General features: G+C 32.5%; 25 protein-coding genes and 1 pseudogene. 17 read left to right on the top strand and 9 right to left on the bottom strand.

Features of this window, described 5'->3' with window-relative positions; all coding sequences use genetic code 11:
* The first annotated feature begins 2 nt into the window (after positions 1–2).
* The 4 genes from galT (at position 3) to BTM19_RS09220 (ending at position 3,768) form a co-directional block, all read left to right on the top strand.
* Positions 3–1,493 carry a UDP-glucose--hexose-1-phosphate uridylyltransferase gene (gene galT / locus BTM19_RS09205; protein ID WP_058625598.1) on the top strand — a complete coding sequence of 497 codons (1,491 nt, stop codon included), beginning with the start codon at positions 3–5 and terminating at the stop codon, positions 1,491–1,493.
* 193 nt (positions 1,494–1,686) lie between these two features.
* Positions 1,687–2,478 carry a molybdate ABC transporter substrate-binding protein gene (gene modA / locus BTM19_RS09210; protein WP_172606468.1) on the top strand — a complete coding sequence of 264 codons (792 nt, stop codon included), beginning with the start codon at positions 1,687–1,689 and terminating at the stop codon, positions 2,476–2,478.
* A 12-nt stretch (positions 2,479–2,490) separates the two neighbouring features.
* Complete coding sequence (gene modB, locus BTM19_RS09215) at positions 2,491–3,162, top strand: molybdate ABC transporter permease subunit (protein WP_029378492.1); 672 nt, start codon at positions 2,491–2,493, stop codon at positions 3,160–3,162.
* Positions 3,163–3,768: an ATP-binding cassette domain-containing protein gene (locus BTM19_RS09220; protein ID WP_029378493.1), complete on the top strand. Its 606-nt coding sequence runs from the start codon at positions 3,163–3,165 to the stop codon at positions 3,766–3,768. It begins immediately after the preceding gene.
* 165 nt (positions 3,769–3,933) lie between these two features.
* Here BTM19_RS09220 and cudC read toward each other — a convergent pair whose 3' ends face one another.
* A complete protein-coding gene (gene cudC / locus BTM19_RS09225; RefSeq protein ID WP_029378494.1) occupies positions 3,934–4,491 on the bottom strand; it encodes a choline uptake/conversion transcriptional regulator CudC in 558 nt (185 codons plus the stop codon).
* A gap of 232 nt (positions 4,492–4,723) precedes the next feature.
* Here cudC and BTM19_RS09230 point away from each other — a divergent pair, with 232 nt between their 5' ends.
* Both BTM19_RS09230 and BTM19_RS09235 read left to right on the top strand, forming a co-directional pair.
* On the top strand, positions 4,724–5,728 hold the full coding sequence (locus tag BTM19_RS09230) for a ThiF family adenylyltransferase (protein ID WP_029378495.1): 1,005 nt from the start codon (positions 4,724–4,726) through the stop codon (positions 5,726–5,728).
* A gap of 11 nt (positions 5,729–5,739) precedes the next feature.
* On the top strand, positions 5,740–6,240 hold the full coding sequence (locus BTM19_RS09235; RefSeq protein WP_099265837.1) for a MogA/MoaB family molybdenum cofactor biosynthesis protein: 501 nt from the start codon (positions 5,740–5,742) through the stop codon (positions 6,238–6,240).
* Between the two features lie 204 nt (positions 6,241–6,444).
* Here BTM19_RS09235 and moaC read toward each other — a convergent pair whose 3' ends face one another.
* Entirely contained in the window at positions 6,445–6,930 is a 486-nt protein-coding gene (gene moaC / locus BTM19_RS09240; protein WP_029378497.1) for a cyclic pyranopterin monophosphate synthase MoaC, read from the bottom strand.
* A 65-nt stretch (positions 6,931–6,995) separates the two neighbouring features.
* Between moaC and BTM19_RS09245 the strand changes: the two genes are divergently transcribed.
* From BTM19_RS09245 to BTM19_RS09275, 7 genes and pseudogenes are all read left to right on the top strand, one after another.
* Positions 6,996–8,255, top strand: a complete 1,260-nt coding sequence (locus BTM19_RS09245; RefSeq protein ID WP_099265838.1) for a molybdopterin molybdotransferase MoeA — start codon at positions 6,996–6,998, stop codon at positions 8,253–8,255.
* A complete protein-coding gene (gene mobB / locus BTM19_RS09250) occupies positions 8,252–8,743 on the top strand; it encodes a molybdopterin-guanine dinucleotide biosynthesis protein B (RefSeq protein ID WP_029378499.1) in 492 nt (163 codons plus the stop codon). Before BTM19_RS09245 ends, mobB begins: the two co-directional genes overlap by 4 nt.
* Positions 8,744–9,199 carry a molybdenum cofactor biosynthesis protein MoaE gene (locus BTM19_RS09255; RefSeq protein WP_099265839.1) on the top strand — a complete coding sequence of 152 codons (456 nt, stop codon included), beginning with the start codon at positions 8,744–8,746 and terminating at the stop codon, positions 9,197–9,199.
* The gene (gene moaD / locus BTM19_RS09260; RefSeq protein ID WP_029378501.1) at positions 9,196–9,429 is read left to right on the top strand and encodes a molybdopterin converting factor subunit 1; all 234 of its coding nucleotides are present in this window, start codon (positions 9,196–9,198) and stop codon (positions 9,427–9,429) included. The genes BTM19_RS09255 and moaD overlap by 4 nt, the downstream gene beginning before the upstream one ends.
* Before the next feature lie 7 nt (positions 9,430–9,436).
* Positions 9,437–10,045, top strand: coding sequence for a molybdenum cofactor guanylyltransferase MobA (gene mobA / locus BTM19_RS09265; RefSeq protein WP_029378502.1), 609 nt, complete (start codon positions 9,437–9,439; stop codon positions 10,043–10,045).
* 14 nt (positions 10,046–10,059) lie between these two features.
* Positions 10,060–11,081: pseudogene (gene moaA / locus BTM19_RS09270) on the top strand (GTP 3',8-cyclase MoaA).
* A gap of 400 nt (positions 11,082–11,481) precedes the next feature.
* A complete protein-coding gene (locus tag BTM19_RS09275; protein WP_029378504.1) occupies positions 11,482–11,841 on the top strand; it encodes a transcriptional regulator, SarA/Rot family in 360 nt (119 codons plus the stop codon).
* Positions 11,842–12,099: 258 nt separating this feature from the next.
* On the opposite strand, the gene BTM19_RS09280 is transcribed toward BTM19_RS09275, so the two are convergent.
* A complete protein-coding gene (locus BTM19_RS09280) occupies positions 12,100–13,311 on the bottom strand; it encodes an MFS transporter (RefSeq protein ID WP_029378505.1) in 1,212 nt (403 codons plus the stop codon).
* Between the two features lies 1 nt (position 13,312).
* On the bottom strand, positions 13,313–13,747 hold the full coding sequence (locus BTM19_RS09285) for a MarR family winged helix-turn-helix transcriptional regulator (RefSeq protein WP_038678980.1): 435 nt from the start codon (positions 13,745–13,747) through the stop codon (positions 13,313–13,315).
* A 181-nt stretch (positions 13,748–13,928) separates the two neighbouring features.
* On the opposite strand from BTM19_RS09285, the gene BTM19_RS09290 reads away from it, so the two are divergent.
* From BTM19_RS09290 to BTM19_RS09305, 3 genes are all read left to right on the top strand, one after another.
* Positions 13,929–14,690 (top strand): VOC family protein, encoded by a 762-nt coding sequence (locus BTM19_RS09290; protein WP_029378507.1) that lies wholly within the window; start codon positions 13,929–13,931, stop codon positions 14,688–14,690.
* A 367-nt stretch (positions 14,691–15,057) separates the two neighbouring features.
* Complete coding sequence (locus BTM19_RS09300; RefSeq protein WP_029378509.1) at positions 15,058–16,305, top strand: lipid II:glycine glycyltransferase FemX; 1,248 nt, start codon at positions 15,058–15,060, stop codon at positions 16,303–16,305.
* A 195-nt stretch (positions 16,306–16,500) separates the two neighbouring features.
* The gene (locus BTM19_RS09305; protein ID WP_099265841.1) at positions 16,501–19,695 is read left to right on the top strand and encodes an efflux RND transporter permease subunit; all 3,195 of its coding nucleotides are present in this window, start codon (positions 16,501–16,503) and stop codon (positions 19,693–19,695) included.
* 217 nt (positions 19,696–19,912) lie between these two features.
* Here the strand turns inward: BTM19_RS09305 and mspA are convergent, their stop codons facing one another.
* Entirely contained in the window at positions 19,913–20,230 is a 318-nt protein-coding gene (gene mspA, locus BTM19_RS09310; protein ID WP_017722914.1) for a membrane stabilizing protein MspA, read from the bottom strand.
* A gap of 64 nt (positions 20,231–20,294) precedes the next feature.
* Positions 20,295–20,471: an SE1832 family protein gene (locus tag BTM19_RS13095; protein ID WP_099265842.1), complete on the bottom strand. Its 177-nt coding sequence runs from the start codon at positions 20,469–20,471 to the stop codon at positions 20,295–20,297.
* A gap of 150 nt (positions 20,472–20,621) precedes the next feature.
* On the opposite strand from BTM19_RS13095, the gene BTM19_RS09320 reads away from it, so the two are divergent.
* Positions 20,622–21,530: an AEC family transporter gene (locus tag BTM19_RS09320; RefSeq protein ID WP_029378511.1), complete on the top strand. Its 909-nt coding sequence runs from the start codon at positions 20,622–20,624 to the stop codon at positions 21,528–21,530.
* 519 nt (positions 21,531–22,049) lie between these two features.
* Here the strand turns inward: BTM19_RS09320 and BTM19_RS09325 are convergent.
* The 3 genes from BTM19_RS09325 to BTM19_RS09335 all read right to left on the bottom strand — a co-directional run bounded on the left by BTM19_RS09325 (position 22,050) and on the right by BTM19_RS09335 (position 24,850).
* Complete coding sequence (locus BTM19_RS09325; protein ID WP_029378512.1) at positions 22,050–22,841, bottom strand: glucose 1-dehydrogenase; 792 nt, start codon at positions 22,839–22,841, stop codon at positions 22,050–22,052.
* Between the two features lie 59 nt (positions 22,842–22,900).
* Positions 22,901–23,758, bottom strand: a complete 858-nt coding sequence (locus tag BTM19_RS09330; protein ID WP_029378513.1) for a RhaT/GlcU family sugar-proton symporter — start codon at positions 23,756–23,758, stop codon at positions 22,901–22,903.
* A gap of 222 nt (positions 23,759–23,980) precedes the next feature.
* Positions 23,981–24,850 carry a GNAT family N-acetyltransferase gene (locus BTM19_RS09335; RefSeq protein WP_029378514.1) on the bottom strand — a complete coding sequence of 290 codons (870 nt, stop codon included), beginning with the start codon at positions 24,848–24,850 and terminating at the stop codon, positions 23,981–23,983.
* Between the last annotated feature and the right edge of the window lie 47 nt (positions 24,851–24,897).

Genomic DNA, 24,897 nt, shown 5'->3' on the forward strand with positions numbered 1-24,897 from the left:
GCATGTTATTAAACCAACAACTAGTGCAACAATTTATTGCACACGCAATTTCATTTGGCGATTATGAACAACAAGATAGTATCTATATTCAAAACCAATTATTGCGTATTTTAAATGCACGAGGCGTTATGGAAACGTCAGAATCACCTTTAGCTAAAAACGCTACAGCAAATGATATAACACAATATTGGATTAATGAAGCTGTAAATGAAAATTACATTGAAGATGCGTTATACAATAAAGAAATTGTTGAAGCACAACTTTTAGACATAATTACGCCAAGACCATCTGTTCTTAATAGAAAGTTTAAAGAAGCTTATGAACAATCACCAGAAATAGCGACAAAATATTTTTATGAAATTGCTAAACGTAATCATTACGTGAAAGAAGACGCGATAGCTAATAATATTAATTATGAAGTGGGCACTGAATATGGTGACATAGAAATTACTATTAATTTATCCAAACCTGAAAAAGATGCAAAGCAAATTGCTAAAGCTAAAGCCGCGCCGGCTACTGAGTACCCAAAATGTGCTTTATGTATTGAGAATGAAGGGTTTCAGGGGTCTGTTACGCAAGCAGCACGTACGAATCATCGTGTGGTACGTTTGAATTTAGATGGGGAATCATGGGGATTTCAATACTCTCCGTATGCTTATTTCTTAGAACATAGCATAGTATTTTCTGAACAACATGTGCCGATGGAAATTAACAAGCAAACTTTTGTTAATTTAATTGATTTTATAAAACAATTTCCCCACTATTTTATAGGATCTAATGCAGATATTCCGCTTGTAGGTGGGTCTATATTATCACATAATCACTATCAAACAGGGCAACATATATTCCCGATGGATAATGCAGCGGAAATTGAAAAATTTACTATAACGGGTTTTTCATCAGTAGAAGCAAGTACTTTAAAATGGCCAATGAGTGTGATTCGATTAAAAAGTGAAAATAGTAATGAGCTAATTCAAGCGGCAACACATGTGATGGTACAGTGGAATCAATATTCTGATAATAGTGTAGACATTAAGGCTTATAGTGAAGATGGAGAGAGACATCATACGATTACACCTATTGCAAGGTATAGAGATGGATTGTATGAATTGGATATTGTACTGAGAGATAATCAAACTTCTGCGGAGTTTCCAGATGGTATTTTTCATCCACACAAAGATGTGCAACACATCAAAAAAGAAAATATTGGATTAATCGAAGTGATGGGGATGGCAATATTGCCTGGCCGTTTAAAGGAAGAATTACAACAAGTGAAATCATATTTACTAGGTGCAGTTCATGTTGATTTAGGTATTCATCAACAATGGGCTGATGATATGAAACAATCTTATGATATCGATACTGATAATGTAGATGGCATTGTAGAGAAAGAAGTAGGTTACAAGTTCAAACGTGTATTAGAAGATGCAGGTGTCTTTAAAAATAATGAGGTTGGCCGAGCAGCGTTTAATCGCTTTATAGACATTTTATGATTAAAATAAATTATCAATTATAACTTGAAAAGGTAGATAAAGTAGCTTCAATGAAACTTTATCTACTTTTTTACTAATTAGGAGTTTGGTGAGGCTATCAAATAATAAAATTTGATTTCCATCTATCATGCTCCTATTTTCTTCCTTTTATTTTGTTATGTGCAAGCATATAATAAAGTGAAGGAGTGATATTTTGAAAATTAGATCTAAATACATACTTATTACATTTATTGTTCTAACATTCATTTTGACTGGCTGTTCAAACGATAATAAAGGTAATGAAAATGCTAAGACGAAAAAAGAAGAAAACCAAAAGCAAGTATTGCATGTTGCTGCAGCAGCAAGTCTTACAGATGCAACAAAAGATTTAGAAAAAGCGTTTAAAGAGCAACACAACAACGTAGATGTTACCTTTAATTACGGAGGTTCAGGCGCTTTAAGACAGCAAATAGAAAAGGGCGCTCCTGTTGATGTTTTCATGTCAGCAAATGAAAAAGATGTCGATGCACTTGTAGATAAAGATCAAGCACAAAATACATATGAATATGCCAAAAATAAGTTAGTGCTTATTGGTGGGAAAGATAGCGATTATAAATCTGTAACAGATATTAAAGAGGATGACAAATTAGCTATAGGCGAAACGAAATCAGTGCCAGCTGGTAAATATGCTGAAGAATATCTAAAAAATAATGACTTGTTTGAAAGCGTAAAGTCTAATCTCGTATACGCAAAAGATGTACGCCAAGTATTAAATTATGTTGAACAAGGTAATGCACAACTAGGGTATGTTTACCAGACTGACTTATATCAAAGTCAACAAAACGGTAATAGCCAAGTTAAAGCGATTAAGTCAGCAAATTTAAACAAGCCAATTGTTTATAAATCAGCAACGATTACAGATAATAAATTAGCTAAAGCATGGGTAGATTTCTTAAAAACAGATAAAGCGAAAGCTATTTTGAAAAAATATAAATTCGAAGCATAGGAGGTTTTAGCAATGCAAGATATGACACCATTTTGGATATCACTTAAAGTAGCACTAATTAGCACTATTATTGTTACTTTTATGGGAATTTTAATATCAAAATGGTTATATAAACGCCATGGTATCATTGCTAGAATCTTAGAAAGTGTCATTGTCTTACCCATTGTCTTACCGCCGACTGTAATGGGTTTTATATTGCTAATTGTCTTTTCACCACAAAGTTATGTAGGTGCATTTTTTAAGGATATATTAAATATGCCAGTAGTTTTCACTTTGACTGGTGCAGTTATTGCATCTGTAATTGTAAGTTTTCCATTAATGTATCAGCATACGGTACAAGGCTTTCGCAACATTGATCATAAAATGCTAAATACCGCTAGAACAATGGGGGCCAGTGAGAATAAAATATTTTTCAAACTAATCTTTCCTCTATCGAAACGACCAATACTTTCAGGCATTATGATGAGCTTTGCACGTGCTATTGGTGAATTTGGGGCGACGCTCATGGTTGCTGGTTATATTCCAAATAAAACGAACACCTTACCATTAGAAATTTATTTCTTAGTAGAACAAGGTAAAGAAAATCAAGCTTGGTTATGGGTGATTGTGTTAGTAGCATTTGCAATTACTGTGATTGGAACTATAAATATATTAAATAAAGATCGTTTTCGGGAGGTGGACTAATTGTTGAAGATATATTTAAATCATCTATTAAAAAATCAACAATTAAAAATCCACATTGAAGACAGTGAGCCTAAAATTTATGCGATTAAAGGTCCATCGGGAATTGGTAAAACGACATTATTAAACATGATAGCTGGTTTAAGGAAACCCAATAAAGCCTTTATTCAACTCAATGGCCATGTTATTTATGATACAAAGCAAGCTATAGACGTGAAAATTCAAAAACGAAATATTGGTTATTTATTCCAAGATTATCAATTATTTCCTAATATGAATGTTTATCAAAACATAACTTTTATGGCAAAACCGTCTCAACATATAGATAGTCTTATACAACAATTGAACATAGAGCATTTAAAGACTCAGTATCCCTTGAGACTTTCAGGCGGTGAATCACAGCGTGTGGCATTAGCAAGAACGCTAAGCACAAGGCCGGATTTGATTTTACTAGATGAGCCATTTTCAAGTTTAGATGACACTACTAAAGCAGAAAGCATGCAGCTTGTTAAACATATATTTGAACAGTGGCGAATACCTATTATATTTGTGACACATTCCGATTACGAAGCTACTACTCTAGCGCATGAAGTTATAAATATCAAATGAGTTTAACGTTGTATTGCATTTATACAAAATATTGAAGACGTTAAATAGTTTGGGGTTTTTAATGTTCAACACTGCCATGTTTATATGGTAATGGATGACGATAGGAAAGCATTTTAGAAGCCCAAATTAAAAAGGCATAAAGTTCCGATTGGAACTTTATGCCTTTTACTCGTTATGGATATTTGGAATAGGGAAATGTTCGAAAATTTCTCCATTATGAAGTGATTCAGATAATGTAGATAACCAAGCATAATATACTTTAGAATGATCTAATTGTTTTAACATTTCTTTAGCTTCTTCGATGACTTCTTTAGATGCACTTTCTGAATGAATAATGGGGTCCAATAATTTTTCTGCTCGTTGAATTGCTTCTAAATTTAATTTAATCTCTCTGTTCCATTTTTGTGAGAAAAAATTACCGAAGAAAGTAAAGAAATCTTTTTCAGCAACAAAATGTTGTTTTCTACTACCACGCGTAAATTGTTGTTTAACGCCGTCAAATTCTTGAAGCTTTTTAACTCCTGCACTCATACTTGGTTTACTCATTTGTAATTCGTAGCGCATTTCATCCAGTGTCATGCTTTTTTGTTCGAACACCATCGTTCCATATAAATTGCCAACGCTACGATTTACACCGTAAAGATCCATAGTCTCGCCTATAGAATTAATCACGATGTCTTTAGCTTGTGTTAATAGTTGTTCATAATCCTTTGAACGTGCCATTGATTCACCTCCGAATAATATTCAACTCATTGTACCACGAACATTTATGTATGGGGTATGATTAATTAATATATAGCGTATTGAGAATAATTTCAATATAGAAATAAACTTCCAATCATAAAGATTTAACATAGGGAAAACGCTACTTTTTATAATATTAATAGCAAAACATTGTTACATTGTAAACCAAGATTTATAATGGAAATAATGATGTATAGAAAGGGTAATGCCTGTGACTAAAGATCGCTATTCGAGACAAACGTTATTTAAACACATTGGTTCTATCGGCCAAGATAAAATTATAAACGCGCATGTCGTGATTATTGGGATGGGTGCTTTAGGGACGCATCTTGCTGAAAGTTTAGTTCGCGCTGGATTAGGTGAGCTTACAATTGTGGATAGAGATTATATTGAGTTCAGTAATTTACAAAGACAAACTTTATATACGGAAACTGATGCACATGAAGCATTACCTAAAGTCGTAGCAGCTGAACGGCATTTAATGGCAATTCGCCAAGATTTAAATTTAAGTTGTCATATTGCACATGTTGATCGACAGTTTATGGATGATCATTGTAAAAATGTACAGCTGATATTAGATGCGACAGATAATTTTGAAACGCGCCAATTAATCAACGATTTCGCATATCAGCAAAGGATTCCTTGGATTTATGGTGGTGTCGTAGAAAGTACATATATAGAAACCGCGTTTATTCCAGGTTTAACACCGTGTTTTAATTGTTTGATGCCACAATTACCTGTTATTAATAGAACTTGTGATACAGTTGGTGTCATTCAACCATCTGTAAGCATGACTACAAGTTTACAGATGAGAGATGCGTTAAAAGTGTTAACCCAGCAAGACATTACAACCAAAGTAACATATGGAGACTTATGGGAGGGGACACATTTTACGTTTGGTTATAGTAAATTACAGCGACCGCATTGTCCAACCTGTGGGGAATCACCTACATATCCATATTTAAACGAAACAAAGCGTCAATTTGTGAGTTTATGTGGGAGAGATACGGTACAGTATGAAAACCCTAACATTTCCCAGGAAATATTAGAAGCATTTTTAATAGAATATCAAATTCCGTTTAAGCGAAACGACTATCTGCTTCAATTTAAATACAAAGGGTATCGAATAGTAAGTTTCAAAAGTGGGAGAATACTGATACATGGTATGACCAAGCCTAACTCGGCTATTACACTAATGAATCAACTTTTTGGATAAAGGAGAATTAGATGCATACAAATGTTAAATTAGATAAAAATATTAATTGTGCGATACTAACTGTATCTGATACAAGAAACTACGATACAGATAAAGGCGGAAAATTAGCAATATCACTTTTGTCTGAATTAAACGTTCATATTTCTGATAATCATTACCGTATTGTAAAAGATGATATTGCTGTAATACAAACTCAGTTAAAGCAATGGTCGACTGAAGCAATTGACGTTATTATCACTACGGGTGGCACAGGAATTGCACAAAGAGATGTGACTATAGAAGCAGTTTCATCTCTTATCACAAAAGAAATTGAAGGATTTGGAGAGTTGTTTAGATATCTTAGTTATACTGAAGACGTTGGGAGTCGTGCATTATTATCAAGGGCGATTGCAGGTACAGTTGGTAAGCAGTTAATTTTTAGTTTGCCTGGTTCTACTGGCGCAGTTAAATTAGCATTGAACAAGCTCATCAAACCTGAATTAAATCATCTAGTTCAAGAAATAACAAAATAAATAGGATAGAAGACAAAAATCAAAAAATTTCAATTGATTTTGTATTCTATCCTAATAACTTAGCTCAATCGTCAGAACATTTGATATACATAGCGGTATCTATTTACCAAACACATTGTTAATTTTAAATTTATATAGTAGCTAAGTCATATTGTGAAATATAATATGGTGTGGCTGTGTCTAATAAGCGCGTAAAACCGAGTATTAATTGGGTCGTTGGAAGTCACCAGATTTACCACCAGTTTTGGATAGCAAATATGTTTCACCGATAATCATACTTTTATCTAAAGCTTTCGTCATGTCATAAACAGTTAACGCAACTACAGATGCTGCAGTAAGTGCTTCCATTTCAACACCAGTTTTTCCGGTTGTTGAAACGCTCGCTTGGATATTTAAAGTAAATGATGCTTCGTTTTCTTTCCAATTAAATGAAACATCAATCCCAGTAAGTGGTAATGGATGACACATAGGAATAATATCAGCAGTATTTTTAGCAGCCATGATACCTGCGATTTGTGCAGTATTGAGCACATTACCTTTTTTATTTGTATTATCGACAATTTGCTGATAAATTGCTTGATTAACTGTAATACTTGAATGCGCAATGGCTGTTCGTTTGGTAATATTTTTTTCTGAGACATCAACCATTTTAGCATTACCTTGTTCATTAATATGTGTGAATTCAGACAAAGATATCCCTCCTAATCGTTTCCTAGTATATCACGAAATCCATTTTTTTAAGGAGTAGATTTTAAATGCCAATTGAAAAAAGAAACCCAATCCCAGTAAGAGAAGCAATTAATCGCGTTGTAAGTCAAGATATATATACTAAACAAATCGAAGTGCCTTTAGAAAGCAGCGTAAATTATATATTAGCGGAAGATATTGTAGCAACATATGAAATTCCGAGATTTAATAAATCTCCTTACGATGGATTTGCGCTGAGAAGTAAAGATACTGAAGGTGCCAATGGAGAGCATAGAATCAATTTTACAGTGATTGATCATATTGGTGCAGGCTCAGTTTCAGAAAAAGAAGTAGGACCTTTTGAAGCGGTGCGTATTATGACAGGTGCTGAAATGCCCAAAGGTGCAGATGCAGTAGTAATGTTAGAACAAACTGTAGAAGATGAACAAAGCTTTACCATAAGAAAATCTTTTAATGTGAATGAAAACGTATCTTTAAAAGGTGAGGAAACGCAAATTGGTGATACAGTACTAAATAAAGGACAACAAATCAATCCGGGTGCTATAGCAGTGCTTGCAACGTATGGTTATACACAGGTTAAAGTTTTTGATAAGCCTAGTATCGGTGTTATTGCGACAGGAAGTGAGTTGTTAGAAGTTGGTGATGACATAGAACCAGGTAAAATTAGAAATTCAAATGGGCCCATGATTGCAGCTTTAAGTCAAAAGTTTAATTTAGATGTAGCATCATACCAAATTCAAGAAGATGATTTGAAAAGTAGTATTCAAGTTGTAAAAGAAGCTATGGCTAAACATGATATTGTTATCACAACAGGAGGTGTTTCTGTTGGTGATTTTGATTATTTACCACAAATTTATGACGAGATTAATGCAGAAGTGTTATTTAACAAAATTGCTATGCGACCTGGCAGTGTGACAACAGTTGCAGTGGCTGAAGGTAAATATTTATTCGGTCTATCTGGTAATCCGTCGGCATGTTTTACTGGTTTTGAACTATATGTCAAACCTGCTGTACTGCATATGATGGGGGCAACAGCGATTTATCCTCAAATGATACAGGCAACTTTAATGGAAGATTTAACTAAAGCCAATCCATTTACACGTTTTGTGCGAGCGACGGCTACTTTTAACGGAAAAGCGATGACAGTGGTGCCTTCGGGCTTTAATAAATCAGGTGCCGTCGTTGCTATCGCACACAGTAATGCGATGATCATGTTACCAGGCGGCACAAGGGGCTATCAAAAAGGTTATACAGTAGATGTTATTTTAACGGATTCACAAGCTTATGAAACGGATTGCTTTATATGATTCTACAAATAGTAGGTTTTAAAAACTCAGGAAAGACTACTTTGATGACACATACAATTAAACTTTTGAAAGCGCATGACTTAACTGTTGCTACTATAAAGCATCATGGACAACATCAACAAGATTTCCAAGATAATGATATTACGTTACAAAAAGACCATGTGGATCATATGAAACATTTTCATGCTGGTGCTGATCAAAGTATTGTACAAGGGAATTTATATCAACAAACAGTGACAAGAACTGAGAAACAAAGTCTTGATGAAATCATAAATGAATCTGTTACAATAGACAATAACATCATATTAGTAGAAGGTTTTAAAAATGCAGGTTTTGATAAAGTGGCTGTATACACTGATGAAAATGAGCGAAAGTCTTTAGGCAAGCTTTCCAATGTACAGTACTATATGAAAATGAATGATATTAATGCAATGGAGCAATACGACAATTGGTTATTAACTTATTTTAAGATAAAAGGAATGCATTAAATGAAGCAGTTTGAAGTAGTGAATGAACCCATACAAATAGAACAGTATAGGGAGTTTGTTTTAAATGAACACCAAGGTGCAATTGTTGTCTTTACAGGCCATGTAAGAGAATGGACAAAAGGGGTAAAAACAGAATATCTTGAATATGAAGCTTATATTCCTATGGCAGAGAAAAAACTTGCTCAAATAGGTGATGAAATTTCAGAAAAATGGCCAGGTACCTTAACGGCGATTGTCCATAGGATAGGACCATTAGATATATCAGATATTGCTGTACTTATAAGTGTTTCATCTCCCCATCGTAAAGATGCCTATCGTGCAAATGAATACGCAATAGAACGCATTAAAGAAATTGTGCCTATTTGGAAAAAAGAAATATGGGAAGATGGCGCACAATGGCAAGGTCATCAACATGGGAATTATAATGATGCTGTTATAGGAGATGATTCTAAATGAAGTTATTATACTTTGCAGAAATCAAAGATATATTAGAAAAAACGTCTGAAGAGATTGATTTGAGTTATGACATTACGGTAGATGAATTTTTAACAGATTTATTTGAGCGTTATCCACAGATCAAGGATAAACAATTTCAAATCGCAGTTAATGAAGAATTCGTTCAACATGATGATATAGTACATCCAAATGATACAGTGGCATTAATTCCACCAGTTAGCGGAGGGTAAATAAGACATGAAGGCTATTATACTTGCCGGAGGACAATCAGAGAGATTCGGCGAACCAAAAGCTTTTGCACAGATAGATTCCCAATATTTTTATAAACGGATTATTAGTGTGTTAGAAGCAACAAATATGTTTAACCAAATCATAATCAGTACAAACGAAGATTTAGCAACGCAGTTCGATTATGAAGATATTGTTATTGACGATAATCAAAATAAAGATAAAGGTCCTTTGGCAGGTATTCGTTCCGTGATGAACTTATATAAAAACGAAGAGCTCTTTTTTGTGATTTCGGTTGATACACCAATGATAACGCAAAAAGCCATTAGCAAATTATATCAATTTATGGTGGAACATCTTATAGAAGATCAATTAGATGTTGCAGGTTTTCATGAACAGGGAAGACCTATACCGACTCTGGCATTTTACAGCCCACATACATTAAATATGATGAACAAGGCGTTAGCTTCGGATGATTTCAGCTTAAAAAATGTATACAGTAAAGTTAAAAGTGACTGGTTAAATGTAGATACGATACAATCACCAGGATATTGGTATAAAAATATAAATTATCAACAAGATTTGGACTCTTTACAACAAGATATATTAAATAGATAAGGAGGCCTAACGTTATGGTAGAACAAATAACTGATAAACTCGGACGTCGATTCGTGATTTAAGATTGTCAGTTACCGATAGATGTAACTTCCGTTGCGATTATTGTATGCCAAAAGAAATTTTTGGCGATGATTTTGTGTTCTTACCTAAAGATGAACTACTTTCATTTGATGAAATGGTACGTATAGCTCATGTCTATACAAAGTTAGGTGTGAAAAAGATAAGAATAACAGGCGGAGAGCCGTTATTGAGACGTGATTTGGACAAACTTATTTACAAATTAAATCAAATTGATGGAATAGAAGATATTGGACTTACTACCAATGGTTTGTTATTAAAAAAACATGGCCAAAAGTTATATGATGCTGGTTTGAGACGTATCAACGTAAGTCTTGATGCTATTGAAGATGAAGTGTTTCAAAACATAAATAATAGAAATATTAAAGCTTCAACAATCTTGCAACAGATTGATTATGCTGTTGCTATTGGTTTTCATGTGAAAGTTAACGTTGTTGTGCAAAAGCATGTCAACGACAATCAAATCCTTCCCATGATTCAATATTTTAAAGAGAAGAGAATTGAAATACGATTTATCGAATTTATGGATGTTGGTAATGATAATGGTTGGGATTTTAGTAAAGTCGTTACGAAAGACGAAATGTTAGAAATGATTGAAAAAGATTTTGATATTGAAGCGGTCAAGCCTAAATACTACGGGGAAGTGGCCAAATATTATAAACATAAAGGTATTGCAGCGCAATTTGGATTAATTACAAGCGTTTCACAATCTTTTTGCTCTACATGTACTCGCGCTAGACTATCATCAGATGGTAAGTTCTATGGCTGTTTGTTTAGTACAGTAGATGGCTTTGATGTTAAATCATTTATGAGAAATGGTGCGACTGATGCTGAGTTATTTGAACAATTTAAGCTTCTTTGGAATATTAGAGACGATCGTTATTCAGATGAACGTACAGCTCAAACAGTTGAAAATAGAAAACGTAAAAAAATAAATATGAATTATATTGGTGGTTAATTCAATTCATACAGCCACATCCCTATTTAAGTAGCATTTAACATTTTGCATACTTTAATAGGGATTTTTTGTTTTGAAAATCAAATAAAATAAAAAAATTAGCGTAGTAAACACTATTATATATGTATCATATCATAAAGAGATTAAAGTATTATAAATTAATAATGTTAAATAAAGAGGTTAATCAAGGTTGAAACATTTTAGTTAATACAAATTTTTAAAGATATTCATTTTAAGTGATATAAATAATGTTCAATAGAAAAAAATATTTATCTTTTCGATTAAAAATAATAGATTAAAAGAAGAAAGTGTTATATAATACTTTTGAAGCTTATTCATTAAGTAAAGCCAAATATGAAGAATTAAAACAACTAGAGTAGTCAATAAGGAGGCCATTTTTATGGATAGTAAAGTATCATATTTTATAACATCTGAAAGAGATTTATGTCAGTTAAAGCATTGGTTGAAATCAAAGCATAAAATGTCGATTGAAGAATTTGTTGTATTGTTCAAAGTATATGAAGCTACAAGAATAAGTGGTAAAGAATTACGTGACGCCCTTCATTTTGAAATGCTTTGGGATACTAGTAAAATTGATGTAATTATAAGAAAGATTTATAAAAAAGAGTTGATTTCAAAAGTGCGTTCAGAGACAGATGAAAGACAAGTTTTCTATTATTACAATAGTGACCAGAAACAGTTGTTAGATGACATTATTAAAGAGGTTGAACAAATTAATGTTGCGCAACCAACAAAATAATACATAATTAATATAATTACAAAAGTAAAGATAAGGCTGGGACAAGTAATTTGTCCCAGCCTTAATCATTATATTGAATGAGTGTAACTTGTGCTTAAGATTCAAGTTAGGTAAACCTTTTATTAATATCAAAGCTAGGAAAATTTGCCTAGCTGCGACGAGGAAATCAATTTAAATAAATTATGGTTCTGTCGCAATACCACCTAACGCTATTTTGTCACTACATCAAGATAATAAAATAGTATTAGATATATAAATTTAGTTAGAAGCAATTTCTTTTGCTTTTCTACCATGTAAGAAATAATAAATAATTGCAGTTATTAATACTATGATTGCCATAATACCGTATAGCTGTGCATAACTTACAGAAGAAGTTATAAAGCCTAATACATAAGGACCAAAACCAAGTCCCAAATCAAGTCCTATGAAATAAGTTGAAGTAGCTATCCCATATTTTGCAGGGGGTGATACTTTTATAGCAATTGCTTGCATACAGGAAGAAATATTGCCATAACCTGCTCCTAAGAATAAACCTGCTAGAATAAGTAACCATCCATTATTTGTAATACTTAATGTTAAAAAAGTAATAATTAAGAAAAAGAATGCAGGATATGCAATTACATTTTCATTTTTTTGGTCCATTAAGCGACCTGCTATTGGCCGAGTAACTAATGATGCAATAGCATAAAATATAAAGAAGTAACTAGATATAGTTACGAGATTAATTTCTTGGGCGAAGAATTGTAAAAACGTAAGAATAGATGAATAAGTCAGCCCTGATATTAACATAATGATAGCGACAGGTACTGCTTCTTTTGCAATATAATGGTTAATATTAAATTTCTTATTTTTAACATGTTCAGGAGTCGTTTGTGCTTTTGTCTCTAATTTGAAATCTAAGTTTACAAAGAACGAGATAATAAAACTAACAATACCACAAACTAAACATATTAAAAATAATAATTTAATTGGAAAAGTATTGATTAGTAATAAACCAAAGAATGGACCAATTGCAGCACCAATAACAAGACTTAGCGAGAATAAGCTAATACCTTCACTTTTTCTATCATTTGGTGTTACGTATGCTGCAATTGTCCCAGTCGCAGTAGTAGTAATACCTGTAGCAATACCATTAATTAATCTAGTGAACATTAAGAGTGCCAATGACCCTTCTATAAAATAAAAGAGCTGTGTGATGATTAGGAATATTAAACCTATCAACAAGATGGTCTTTGGACCTACCTTATTTACATACTTACCTGTAGCGAATCGTCCAATTAGTGAGCCGATTATAAAGAGACCTGAAACGAGTCCAGCTATGCTATCAGATACATGATATTCTGATTTAGTATAACTCGCTATAATAACGATAAGTAAATACATACTAAGATATATCGCAAAGTTCGTTATAAAATTGATATTAAAGCTTTTAGTCCATATAGGTGATCGCATAGATGATGATTGATTCATATTAAATTCCCTCCATTTTTGTTATCTCTTCATGAATTTTTTGAATGACTTGAATTGTATGATCCAGGTCAGCTTCAGATAAATTAGCTTTTTGAAGTATTTCTTCTTGTACGATAGAAACACGTTCATTTATATTGTCATAAAGAGATTGTCCTTCTTCAGAAAAAGATAATAATTTTTCTCTTTTATCTTCTCCAGTTTCAACTTTTAACAAAGATTTTTCGGAAAGCACTTTTAATATTTTTCGAGTTGTAGGCTTTTCTATTGCACGACGCTTAGAAATTTGAACTAATGTTGTTGGTGCATTATGTGCGATGTCTTTCATTACTAACCATTGTGCAGGATATAAGTCATAGTCTTCAAATATAGGTGAAAATAACTTTGTATAAGGTCGATAAACTGCAATTAAATTATTGAATATGTTTGGTTTATTCATAATAGTCTCCTTAATTTAGTTAGCAAAGCTAACTTTTTATAACAGATAACATTCTAAGCCTTTTTACGAAATAAATCAATAGCACCGTTTTAAAATAATAATTAAACTGCTGCTTATAGGAAGTAAAGTAGTACGCAATTTGTTATGATAGGGTTAAAGATGAGAGTAGGGGAGAAAAGTTATGCAATATTTAAAATTAGATCATTTAGTACACTATATTCAGCATTTAGACAACTTTAAATACCCAGGACATTTGCTAACTTTACAACAAGGAGGACAACACGAGAGGTTAGGTACATACAATAAATTAGCTTATTTAAACAATGCATATATTGAATTGATAGATGTATACAAGCCAGACGTCTTACAAAAAATAATTAAAACTGATGAAGGCCGAGTGTCATTCCCTTCTAAAATAGTTCAAGATAATTATGCACAAGGTTTAAAAACATTGGCATTTCGTACACAAGATATTGAACAATTAAAGGCAGATTTAGAAGAAAAAGATGTAGAGGTCATTGGACCTGTAAACATGCAAAGAGAAAATATAAAAGGCGATAGAACAACGTGGAAATTATTATATATTGCAGACCCAGATTATAGAGTAAAGCCCCCATTTTTTATACAGTGGAATGAACAAGAAGATACGCGAAATGAAAAGTTGGCATCATTGCGTCAAAATGAATTTATAATTCAATCTGTAGAATTGACTAGCACAGAGCGTAAACACACAGTTGATAAGTGGCAACGCTGGTTTGATATGGAAATCATAGATGAAGCAGCAAGTGTCACGACATTAAAATTAAAAGGGGATGAAACATTATTTAACATTAGTGATGGCACAGATTCAGGTTATAAATCAGTCACTATAAAAGATAATAAAACAACGTCCCCTTACACATTAATTATACGTGGCTTAAGTTACAAATTTATAGCAGATTAATAAATATATAAGTATGCACTATGTGCGATTATGAATATGTGTATCAAAGAAGTGATAAGTGTTAAAATAGCTAAGTAAGTAGAAATTTTTTGAGTACGCAATAATAGTAAATAAACAGTTATTATAAATGTAAACGCTGCTAAAATAATTCTTAAACTTAAATATGAAATTGTAAGTGGTTCATTGATAGCTTGAAAAATGAAAATTAAATTAATTAATAATAGTAAGCTAATAATTAAAATCCGCATAAAAAAACCTCGTTTCTATATTTATTATAGTATAGCAAATGATGGTTTGTATGTGAAAATTAGAATAAAACAATATATAATATCATAGAATTGAATTGATAAAGGAGACATCAGTTTTTATGGAAAAGATGAATATCACTAATCAAGCGCATGATGCATTTGTTAAAGCTCATCCGCAAGGTGACTTATTACAATTAACTAAATGGGCTGAAACTAAAACACTAACTGGCTGGTATTCAAGACGTATCGCAGTCGGAGAAGATGGAGAAATTGTTGGGGTAGGTCAACTACTATTTAAAAAAGTGCCTAAGCTACCTTATACACTTTGCTACATTTCGCGTGGGTTTGTTACTGACTATAGTAATAAATTAGCTTTAGAGACACTGTTGGAAGCTGCAATGCAAATCGCTAAAGAAGAAAAAGCATATGCCATTAAGATTGATCCAGATGTAGAGGTGGATAAAGGTGCGGAAGCTCTAACAAATCTACGTGCATTAGGCTTTAAACATAAAGGATTTAAAGAAGGGCTTTCTAAGGACTATATACAACCAAGAATGACAATGATTACACCTATCGACAAAACAGATGAAGAATTGATTCAAAGTTTTGAACGCCGTAATCGTTCGAAAGTAAGATTAGCATTAAAACGTGGCACTACAGTTGAACGTTCAGATAGAGACGGTTTAAAGACATTTGCTAATTTAATGCAAATCACGGGTGAACGTGATGGGTTCTTAACAAGAGATATCAGCTATTTCCAGAATATATATGATGCCTTGCATCCAGACGGTGATGCAGAATTATTCCTAGTTAAATTAGAACCAAAACCAGTTTTACAAGAGTTAAGAAAAGAGTTAGAAGAAATTGAAGCTGAAAAAGTAAAATTAGCTAATAAGAAACAAGATAAAAAGACACTTAATAAAATTAACGATGCAGATAATAAAATAAGCAAAACACAAGAACTCATTGATGAAATGGTTACATTAGAATCTAAACATCCAGAAGGAATATATTTATCGGGTGCATTGTTAATGTTTGCAGGCAATAAGTCGTACTATTTATATGGTGCTTCTTCAAATGAATATCGTAATTTCTTACCAAACCATCATATGCAATTTGCAATGATGCAGTATGCTAGAGAACATGGTGCAACGACTTATGATTTCGGTGGTACAGATAATGATCCAGATAAATCTTCTGACCATTATGGTTTATGGACATTCAAAAAAGTTTGGGGTACTTATTTGAGTGAAAAAATTGGTGAATTTGATTATGTATTAAATAAACCACTATATCAAGTTATTGAAAACTTTAAACCTAAACTTACTAAAGCAAAAATTAAATTATCACGTAAATTCAAAAAATAAAATAAGTAATCTAAATTCAAATGAATGCACGTTATAAAGTTTTAGAATTAATTTAATAAACTATATAACGTGCGCTATTTATGTATACATATTTTACTGTTATTTATATTAATTAATGTTAATGCGGCAAAAAGGGAAATGTTTGTTATTACAATGAAATATACGATATTTAAGAAGTGAGAGTGGGGAAACAATATGATAAAAAAACTGTTACAGTTTTCACTAGGGAACAAATTTGCCATATTTCTAATGGTGCTATTAGTTATTCTAGGCGGCTTATATGCTAGTACCAAAATGAAACTAGAATTATTACCAGATGTAGAATCTCCAATGATTACAGTACAAACTTCTATGCCTGGTGCCACACCAGAAACAGTTAAAGAGGACGTTAGTGACAAAATTGATGATCAAGTTAGATCGATGGCTAATGTAAAAAATGTCACAGCACAATCTATACAAAATGCTTCTATGGTTACAGTAGAATATGAAGAAAGTGTAGACCTGGATAAAGCAGAAAATGATTTAAAAAAAGAAATTGATAAAATTAAATTTGCTGAGGGTGTTGAAGAACCTGAACTTTCAAGAAATTCTATGGATGCCTTTCCAATCGTAGCATATTCATTTACGACTAAAGATAATAACTTAAAAGATACAACTAATAAAATTAATCATCAATTAATACCGAAACTACAAACAATAGATGGTGTACAGAATGCACAACTAAATGGACAAACATCTCGTGAAGTTTCTATTAAATTTAATCAAGATAAACTTGAGAGCAGTGGTTTAACAAAAGATAGTGTCGAACAATATTTAAAAAGTGCTACAAGTGAAACACCACTGGGATTATTCCAATTTAATAACACAGAAAAATCCGTGGTTATTGATGGTGAATTCACATCTGTAGACGCACTTAAAAACTTAAATATACCACTTTCTGCAGGTGCAAACTCAGGCGCTCAGTCGCAATCTAACGGTGAATCAAGCGATGCAATGATGCAAGAATCTAAAGGACAAAGTGAGTCGCAAGGTTCGCTTGACGCTCAGTCGCAATCTGGCGATTCGTCAACAAGTAGCCAAACTGATGGGGCCGAGATACCTTCAGTTAAATTAAAAGATATCGCTGATGTAACAGCTGGGGATGAACGCGAGTCTATATCTAAAACTAATGGTAAAGATGCTGTAAATGTTCAGATAACAAAAGCGCAAGATGCAAATACAGTTCAAGTAGCAAAAGATACGAAGAAAGAAATTGATAAACTTATTAAAGACAACCCAGATATGGTTGCTACAAAAGTAATGGATACAGCAAAACCTATTGAAGACGCACTGTATACAATGATTGAAAAAGCGATATTAGGTACGATTGTGGCAATTATCGTCATACTATTATTCTTAAGGAATATTAGAACAACTGCAATAGCTGTTGTTTCAATACCGATGTCTATTTTAATAGCGATGATTGCTTTGAAATTATCTGATGTATCACTAAATATTTTAACATTAGGTGCATTGACGGTTGCAATTGGGCGTGTCATAGATGATTCAATTGTAGTAGTAGAAAATATCTATCGGAGATTATCAGATCGAAATGAATCATTGACAGGAGATCGATTAATTGTAAGCGCAACGAGTGAAGTGTTTAAGCCAATCATGTCATCTACAATCGTAACGATTATTGTATTCTTACCTTTAGCGTTCGTTACTGGATCTGTTGGTGAAATGTTTAGGCCCTTCGCATTAGCGATAGCATTTAGTCTATTAGCATCATTACTTGTTTCTATTACAATCGTGCCTGCTTTAAGTGCTACACTTTTTAAAAAGGGCGTAAAACATCATAAAGAAGAGTCTTTAGGATTTATCGGTGAAAAATACAAAGTAATTTTAAAATGGTCTTTAAATCACAAATGGATTGTCATCCTAGTTAGTACAATCATTTTAATATCAAGTATAGGGTTAGGCGCAGCTAAATTAGGAACTAGCTTTATTTCTACAGGTGAAGATAAGTTCATGGCATTAACCTACACGCCTAAGCCAGGGGAAACAGAAAAAGGTGTGTTAAATCACGCGGAACAAGTCCAAAAATATCTAAATAAAAAAGATAAAGTGAAAACTGTACAATACTCTGTTGGCGGTGCATCACCAACTGATCCAACCGGAAGCTCAAACAGTATGGCTATTATGGTAGAATACGATTCAGATACACCAAATTTTGAGGAAGAGCCCGATAAAGTATTACAACACCTAGAAAAATATAAGCATCCAGGTGATTGGGCAAATCAAGACATGGGTACAGGTGGTAGTAATAATAAGTTAGAAGTTTCAGTTACAGGACCAACACTTGAAGCTATAAAAGGCACAGTTAATAAAGTTGAAGATGAGATGAAAGGCGTTAAAGGTATGGCGAATGTCAAATCTGATTTAACGCAGACGTATGACCAATACAATATTAAAGTTGATCAAAATGAAGCAGCTAAATATGGCTTGTCAGCGGCGCAATTGGCGATGATCCTCAATCAAAATACACCTGAACAAAGTGTGACTACCGTCAAAGAAAAAGGTAAATCTATTGATGTGAAGATTAAGGAAGATAAAAAAACAGATTGGTCGAAAGAGAAGTTAGAAAGTACAGAATTACAAACACCGATGGGGCAAGCTATAGAGTTAAGTGATATTGCAACATTAGAACAAACTAAAACGCCGAATAAGATCGAAACAAAAGCAGGTGATTATACTGCTACCGTTTCAGCTAAAGTAACGAATGACGATGTGGGCGGTACATCTCAAAAGGTATTATCTAAAGTGAACAACCTTGATACGCCTACGAATGTGAAAATAAACGTTGGAGGCGCGAATGAAGATATTGGAAATGCCATTACTCAATTAGCCTTCGCAATGTTAGCAGCTATTATCGTAGTTTATTTAGTACTTGTATTGACATTTAAAGGGGCGCTTGCACCCTTCACTATATTATTCTCTTTACCATATACAGTAATTGGCGTAGTTCTCGCGTTAGTGATTACAGGAGAAACAATCTCTGTACCAAGCATGATTGGTATGTTGATGTTGATAGGTATCGTAGTTACTAATGCTATTGTGTTAATAGATAGAGTGATTAATAAACAAAAGCAAGGACTAGAAATGAAAGATGCACTATTAGAGGCTGGTGGAACACGTATAAGACCAATTTTAATGACAGCATTAGCTACAATAGGTGCACTCGTGCCAATGCTATTTGGTGAAGGTAGTTCAATCATTATTTCTAAAGGCATGGCAGCAACTGTTGTTGGAGGATTGATATCTTCTACACTATTAACACTGATAGTCGTTCCAGTTATTTACGAAATATTATTTACATTAAAAGATAAAGTAACACGCAAAAAGAAATAGCTTGAATAAATATAGGGACAGTCCGAGGCATAAATATGTGTCTCGGATTTTTATAAATATAAGTATATTTAATAACGATCAGCTAATAGTATAAAATCATCTTAATAGAAGTTGTTTCTGCTCATAATTATTTAATTCATATAAAAAAGACGAGACCACAATCAATACTGTTGCATTGATTGTGGTCTCGCGTTTGTATAAGTATTCCAGTATTATATTAATATAATACTAAAGTTAAAATAACGTATATTACAAATATGATAATTGTAATAATATTTAAAATTTGAACCGCCTTTTGGTCTTTTTTACCACTTTTGAAACTTGTAATTTCCACGTTACCAACTAAAAGTAAGAGTAAGATAAATACCCACCAGTTGATTGCAGGGAAGGAAAGTGTTGTAATTGCTACTACAAATAGTAATAATAGAGCCATAATTATACGTAAAATACGAGTGATGATTGTATTCATTTTAAATATGCTTATGTAACTCACAATTAGATAAAGTATTGGTAATAAGATAAGATATAGTTGCATAGGTTAACATCCTTTCTATATTCGCTATTAATCTTAGCATGTAAAAAATAAATTGACTAGGATGTTATTTATGATCTTTTCGACTAATTTCTGAACGCACAGATGCAATTTCTTCTTCTATATCTTCAAGTTGTCTAACCAATGGATCAACATCTTGATTGACGGATTCTCTTTTTTCTAAATCGCCTTGTAATCTGACATAATCATATTTTAGTTCTGCTAATTTATCATTTAAATTCATTGCTAGTCACTCCTTATTATTATAGCATTAGGCTACATGAGATTGACTAGAATTATAACATGAAATCGAAAGCTTCTAAAATAGCTGACATTTATGTTAAAGTATGAAAATGGATTGAAAACGAAATAATGTAATGAAAGAAGGATTATTGTGACTCAACAATTTATCATAATTATTATACTGATTGCATTGGGTTATACATTAAAGAGGATTAATTATTTTAAGGCGAACGATAGCCAAGTATTCTCTACCTTAGTATTAAATGTCACATTGCCTTCGCTAGTAATAGTTAATTTGAATGGTGCAGAACTTGATTTATCACTTTCAATTTTACCAATAATGATGATTATTTATGGTATTCTTGCCAAAATTATTGTTGTCTGGTTATTTATAAAATATGATAACCAGATTCGTGGTGCGACTGGTATGATGATGGCTTCATTGAATATAGGCTTGTTTGCGTATCCGCTTGTTGAAGCGATATGGCCACAAACGGGAATGATATATTTTGGTATGGCTGATATAGGTGGGGCAATTATCATGTTTGGTGTAACTTATTTTGTCGGCAGCTATTTTAGTAGCGCCGGAGATAGTTTCGACTTTAAATATTTAGGAAAAAACTTGCTCAAATCAGTGCCACTTATGACTTATATCATAATGTTTATTTTAAATATGCTTGATATTCATTTTCCAGATCCAGTAATTGATTTTTTCTCTGTGTTATCAGGGGCTAATATGCCATTATCAATGATCTTACTAGGTCTGATGTTAAATTTCAGTATTGATAAGAGATTTTTACCTATTGCACTCAAATATTTAGCTATACATTATGGTTTAGGTATAATTGCTGGTTTATTAGTACATTTCTTTTTACCAGTAGACGATGAGATGATCAAAACAACTTTACAAGTTGCCTGGTTATTACCTGTTGGTGTAGCTATCATACCTTACTCAATACAATTCAAGTATAAAACTTTACCGTTGGTAGGCATGGTTACGAATTTAACAATTGTAATTAGTATTGTCATTCTGTATATTTATCAAGCGTTATTTGTATAAACGTTTGTAATGAATAATTTAATAACAAAGTATAGATTAAGGCTGGGGCAAATTGATTGTCTCAGCCTTAATCTATAAATAAGTATTATCTCAGGTGAACATTTTCACCTATAACAATCTAGTCATCTTTGTTGGAAGGGATGATTAACTATTTTACATAAATTGCTTTTTTATTCCATTTCTTATTTGGCTAATTAATTGAAAAGGGGGAGAGGAAAGGTACAGTTAAGATTAATTTAACAATCCATATCTGTATAAAGAAAAAAGTACTCAGGACATTCCACAAATGTCTTAAGCACTTTAATCATGATAGTAAATTTAATGGCCCGCAAGAACATATAAGCTTTAGCTCAAATATTCTTGTAGGCATAGTATTGGGACACAAATATATGTCTCAATTAATTTAGATATTACTATCAGGGTATGACAGCAATATCGTTTGTAAAACATTCTCTGCGTAAATGAGCGTAACAAATGATTTATCATTAAACAGGGATAAGTCTAATTAATAAATATAAGTTATCCTTTACCGCCCATAAACGCTGGATAGTTTGTCATGCCGCCGTCTACATAGATTGTAGTACCGTGAATGTAGTCAGCTAAATCTGAACATAAGAAGCGTGCAACATTTGCAACTTGATCAGCTTCACCAATTTCTTTTGCTGGAATCATTTCTAATGTCTCAGCACGTGTTTCTGGGTCAGAGAATTTCTCTCTTGTATGTTCAGTTACGATAGCACCAGGTGAGATATTGTTAATGCGGATGCCATGTTGAGCGTACTCCATTGACATTGTTTCCATCATTAATTTTAAGCCACCTTTACTAGCAGCGTAGTTTACATAGTTTGGCCAAGGGATTCTATCATGTACACTTGATGTATTAAGAATGATACCTTTTTTATCTTCTTTAAGGAATTGATTAACTGCAGCTTTTGAACCAATGAATGCACCAGTTAAGTTGATATCAATAACTTTTTGCCATTCTTCTAAAGGCATCTCATGAGTTGGAATTGGTTTTTCAAAACCAGCATTATTTATAAGAATATCTAATGTTCCAAATGTGTCAACTGCAGCTTTAATTAAATTATTTACGTCTTCTTCTTTTGATACGTCTGCATGCACTTTAATTGCTTGTCCGCCTGCATCCTCAATTAATTTGATAGATTCAGCTACATCGTCTAATGAACTTTCTGAAAGATAGTTAATAACAACTTTAGCTTTTTCTTTACCAAATTGTTCAACCATTGCTTTACCAATGCCGCTACTACCACCTGTGATAACTACTACTTTACCTTCTAAATCTGTGAACATATTCAAACTCCTCCTTAATTAGTAACAATTTAAAGCATGGTCATATCTCTTAATTATAATTATGCTTTAATATTTCCGAGTACAAAGGCTGCAATAACGATAAGTACGATACCAGCCCAAATACCAATCATCTGACGTTTGTCTTTTTTCTCGCCTAATAGGAAAATACCGCCGAGTGTAGATACAATAACTAATAGTTGTGAAAATGAGAAACTAGTCGCTACACCAACTTTTGGTTGTGAGTAGAACATAAATAAGTTACCGATACCCCAAACAACACCTGGTATTAAATTCCATAGTGTACTTTTAACTGATGTTTCATGTTTAGCTGATAGTATTAAACCACCAATAGCCATACCTATAGATTGGAAGAATAAAGCATTCATTCCATCTACGCCGAATATTTGTGCTACTACTACGTAGACAACATAACCTACAGTAGATATTAAAAGGATAGGCATCGCTTTACCAAAGTTTTTAGTACTTTCTGATGCTTCATTTTTACCTTTAATAGATGTTAACGCAATACCAATAACAAGTAATACCATAGCGACAAGACCTAATGTAACTTGCACGCCTGTGCTCCATTCACCTAAGAAAATGGCACTAAATAACGTTGTACCAACTAACTGTAATCCTGTTGAAATAGGCATTGTTTTTGAAACACCTATAAGACTTACAGATTTTAATTGATATCCTTGGCCTAATGCCCAGAATGCACCAGAAATTAAACCGACAATAATGATAGTAAGATCATCAAATTTAGCATTACCTGTAAGTAATAAGATAATACCGATGATTAATGCACCAAAAGTTGTCCCTCTAATCTGATTATAAGGACCTCCACCTACAAGAACATTAATTAAAACTACACTACCCCAGAATAACGCAGGTAATAAAGCAATTAATAAATCCATACTTTTACTCACTCACTCTCTATTTGTTTTTCTCCCCTTAAAACAATCACCAACAATTGTTTACAAACATTCATTCTAAAGCAAACTATTATTTTAGTAAAAGTATTAGTTTATAATTTGCAATATTTTTTTATAATTAAAATGTAAAAAGAGAGTAATAGTGGTTTATTACCCTCTTTTTTCGAAATCAAAATGTCTTAATATAATTTTAAGTAATATATTTTAGAGATGAGCAGCAACGTATTTGAATTTCTTATATTCATAATTAATATAAAAACCTAATTCATTAAATCGTTCTACTAGTGTGTGGTTTTTATTTCTGATTTTGAAATATGTTTTATTTATATCGTAATTAGAAAATGCAAAGTTTAATGCGTGTGATAATAAATCAAATGCGATTCCCATAAATCTATAGTCTGTATGAGAAGAAAAATACTTAATTTCAGCATTTTTAGTATTTTCATATATTTGTAAGTATAAGTAGCCTTTTAGAAGACCTTCAGACATAAAAACAAAAAGTTTATGTTGCTCATCCAATGAATTAACAATTTCGTCAGCGGTCATTACATCGTGTTTAAATGTGTGCTCATGTAACTTTTTGAAGGTACGATAATAAGCTGGATGATAGTCTGTTATGTTTTGGATATTATCGACAGTACCAATGTCCTGTGTTGATATTAAATGATAGTCTGTGAAACTATATGATGATTGGATTGATTTCATAAAAGATGAATAATTTTGTTCGTTTTCTTCAAAGGAAAAATTAAAGGTCGCTGTGTCAGGTTTGCTTTGCGCCATAGCTTCAAATAAAACTTTAAATGACTCAGTAGTTAATTTTTTATCTTTATCAATGAAAGGTCCAATAACTTTATACTTATTATCTTCATATTTAAATGCGAAGATAAGCATGACGATTTCATTTTCTTCATTGATTTGAGCAAATACACCAGGATCGTCTATAGCTTGTTTTATGGTAGCTTCAACATTTTCGTGTGCTTGTGGTAATTTATATAGATAAGATGCGATATGGTAATCAGCGTTATTAATAAACTTTACAATTTGATCATAATTATTTAACTGAATAATTTTCATAACAATACCTCCATAGAATGATCGCTTAAGTTAATTATAAGAACTTT

It is taken from the genome of Staphylococcus xylosus (genome assembly GCF_002732165.1).
GTDB classification, from domain to species: domain Bacteria; phylum Bacillota; class Bacilli; order Staphylococcales; family Staphylococcaceae; genus Staphylococcus; species Staphylococcus xylosus.

Excerpts from the sequence above, each read along its gene's own strand:
- BTM19_RS09285 (WP_038678980.1), bottom strand. The coding sequence starts at position 13,747 with ATGAATAAACCAAACATATTCAATAATTTAATTGCAGTTTATCGACCT.
- modB (WP_029378492.1), top strand. The coding sequence starts at position 2,491 with ATGCAAGATATGACACCATTTTGGATATCACTTAAAGTAGCACTAATT.
- BTM19_RS09325 (WP_029378512.1), bottom strand. The coding sequence starts at position 22,841 with ATGTTCACAGATTTAGAAGGTAAAGTAGTAGTTATCACAGGTGGTAGT.
- mspA (WP_017722914.1), bottom strand. The coding sequence starts at position 20,230 with ATGCAACTATATCTTATCTTATTACCAATACTTTATCTAATTGTGAGT.
- BTM19_RS09290 (WP_029378507.1), top strand. The coding sequence starts at position 13,929 with ATGCAATATTTAAAATTAGATCATTTAGTACACTATATTCAGCATTTA.
- mobA (WP_029378502.1), top strand. The coding sequence starts at position 9,437 with ATGAAGGCTATTATACTTGCCGGAGGACAATCAGAGAGATTCGGCGAA.
- BTM19_RS09245 (WP_099265838.1), top strand. The coding sequence starts at position 6,996 with ATGCCAATTGAAAAAAGAAACCCAATCCCAGTAAGAGAAGCAATTAAT.
- BTM19_RS09280 (WP_029378505.1), bottom strand. The coding sequence starts at position 13,311 with ATGAATCAATCATCATCTATGCGATCACCTATATGGACTAAAAGCTTT.
- BTM19_RS13095 (WP_099265842.1), bottom strand. The coding sequence starts at position 20,471 with ATGAATTTAAATGATAAATTAGCAGAACTAAAATATGATTATGTCAGA.
- BTM19_RS09255 (WP_099265839.1), top strand. The coding sequence starts at position 8,744 with ATGAAGCAGTTTGAAGTAGTGAATGAACCCATACAAATAGAACAGTAT.
- galT (WP_058625598.1), top strand. The coding sequence starts at position 3 with ATGTTATTAAACCAACAACTAGTGCAACAATTTATTGCACACGCAATT.
- BTM19_RS09330 (WP_029378513.1), bottom strand. The coding sequence starts at position 23,758 with ATGGATTTATTAATTGCTTTATTACCTGCGTTATTCTGGGGTAGTGTA.
- BTM19_RS09305 (WP_099265841.1), top strand. The coding sequence starts at position 16,501 with ATGATAAAAAAACTGTTACAGTTTTCACTAGGGAACAAATTTGCCATA.
- mobB (WP_029378499.1), top strand. The coding sequence starts at position 8,252 with ATGATTCTACAAATAGTAGGTTTTAAAAACTCAGGAAAGACTACTTTG.
- BTM19_RS09300 (WP_029378509.1), top strand. The coding sequence starts at position 15,058 with ATGGAAAAGATGAATATCACTAATCAAGCGCATGATGCATTTGTTAAA.
- cudC (WP_029378494.1), bottom strand. The coding sequence starts at position 4,491 with ATGGCACGTTCAAAGGATTATGAACAACTATTAACACAAGCTAAAGAC.
- BTM19_RS09235 (WP_099265837.1), top strand. The coding sequence starts at position 5,740 with ATGCATACAAATGTTAAATTAGATAAAAATATTAATTGTGCGATACTA.
- BTM19_RS09275 (WP_029378504.1), top strand. The coding sequence starts at position 11,482 with ATGGATAGTAAAGTATCATATTTTATAACATCTGAAAGAGATTTATGT.
- moaD (WP_029378501.1), top strand. The coding sequence starts at position 9,196 with ATGAAGTTATTATACTTTGCAGAAATCAAAGATATATTAGAAAAAACG.
- BTM19_RS09335 (WP_029378514.1), bottom strand. The coding sequence starts at position 24,850 with ATGAAAATTATTCAGTTAAATAATTATGATCAAATTGTAAAGTTTATT.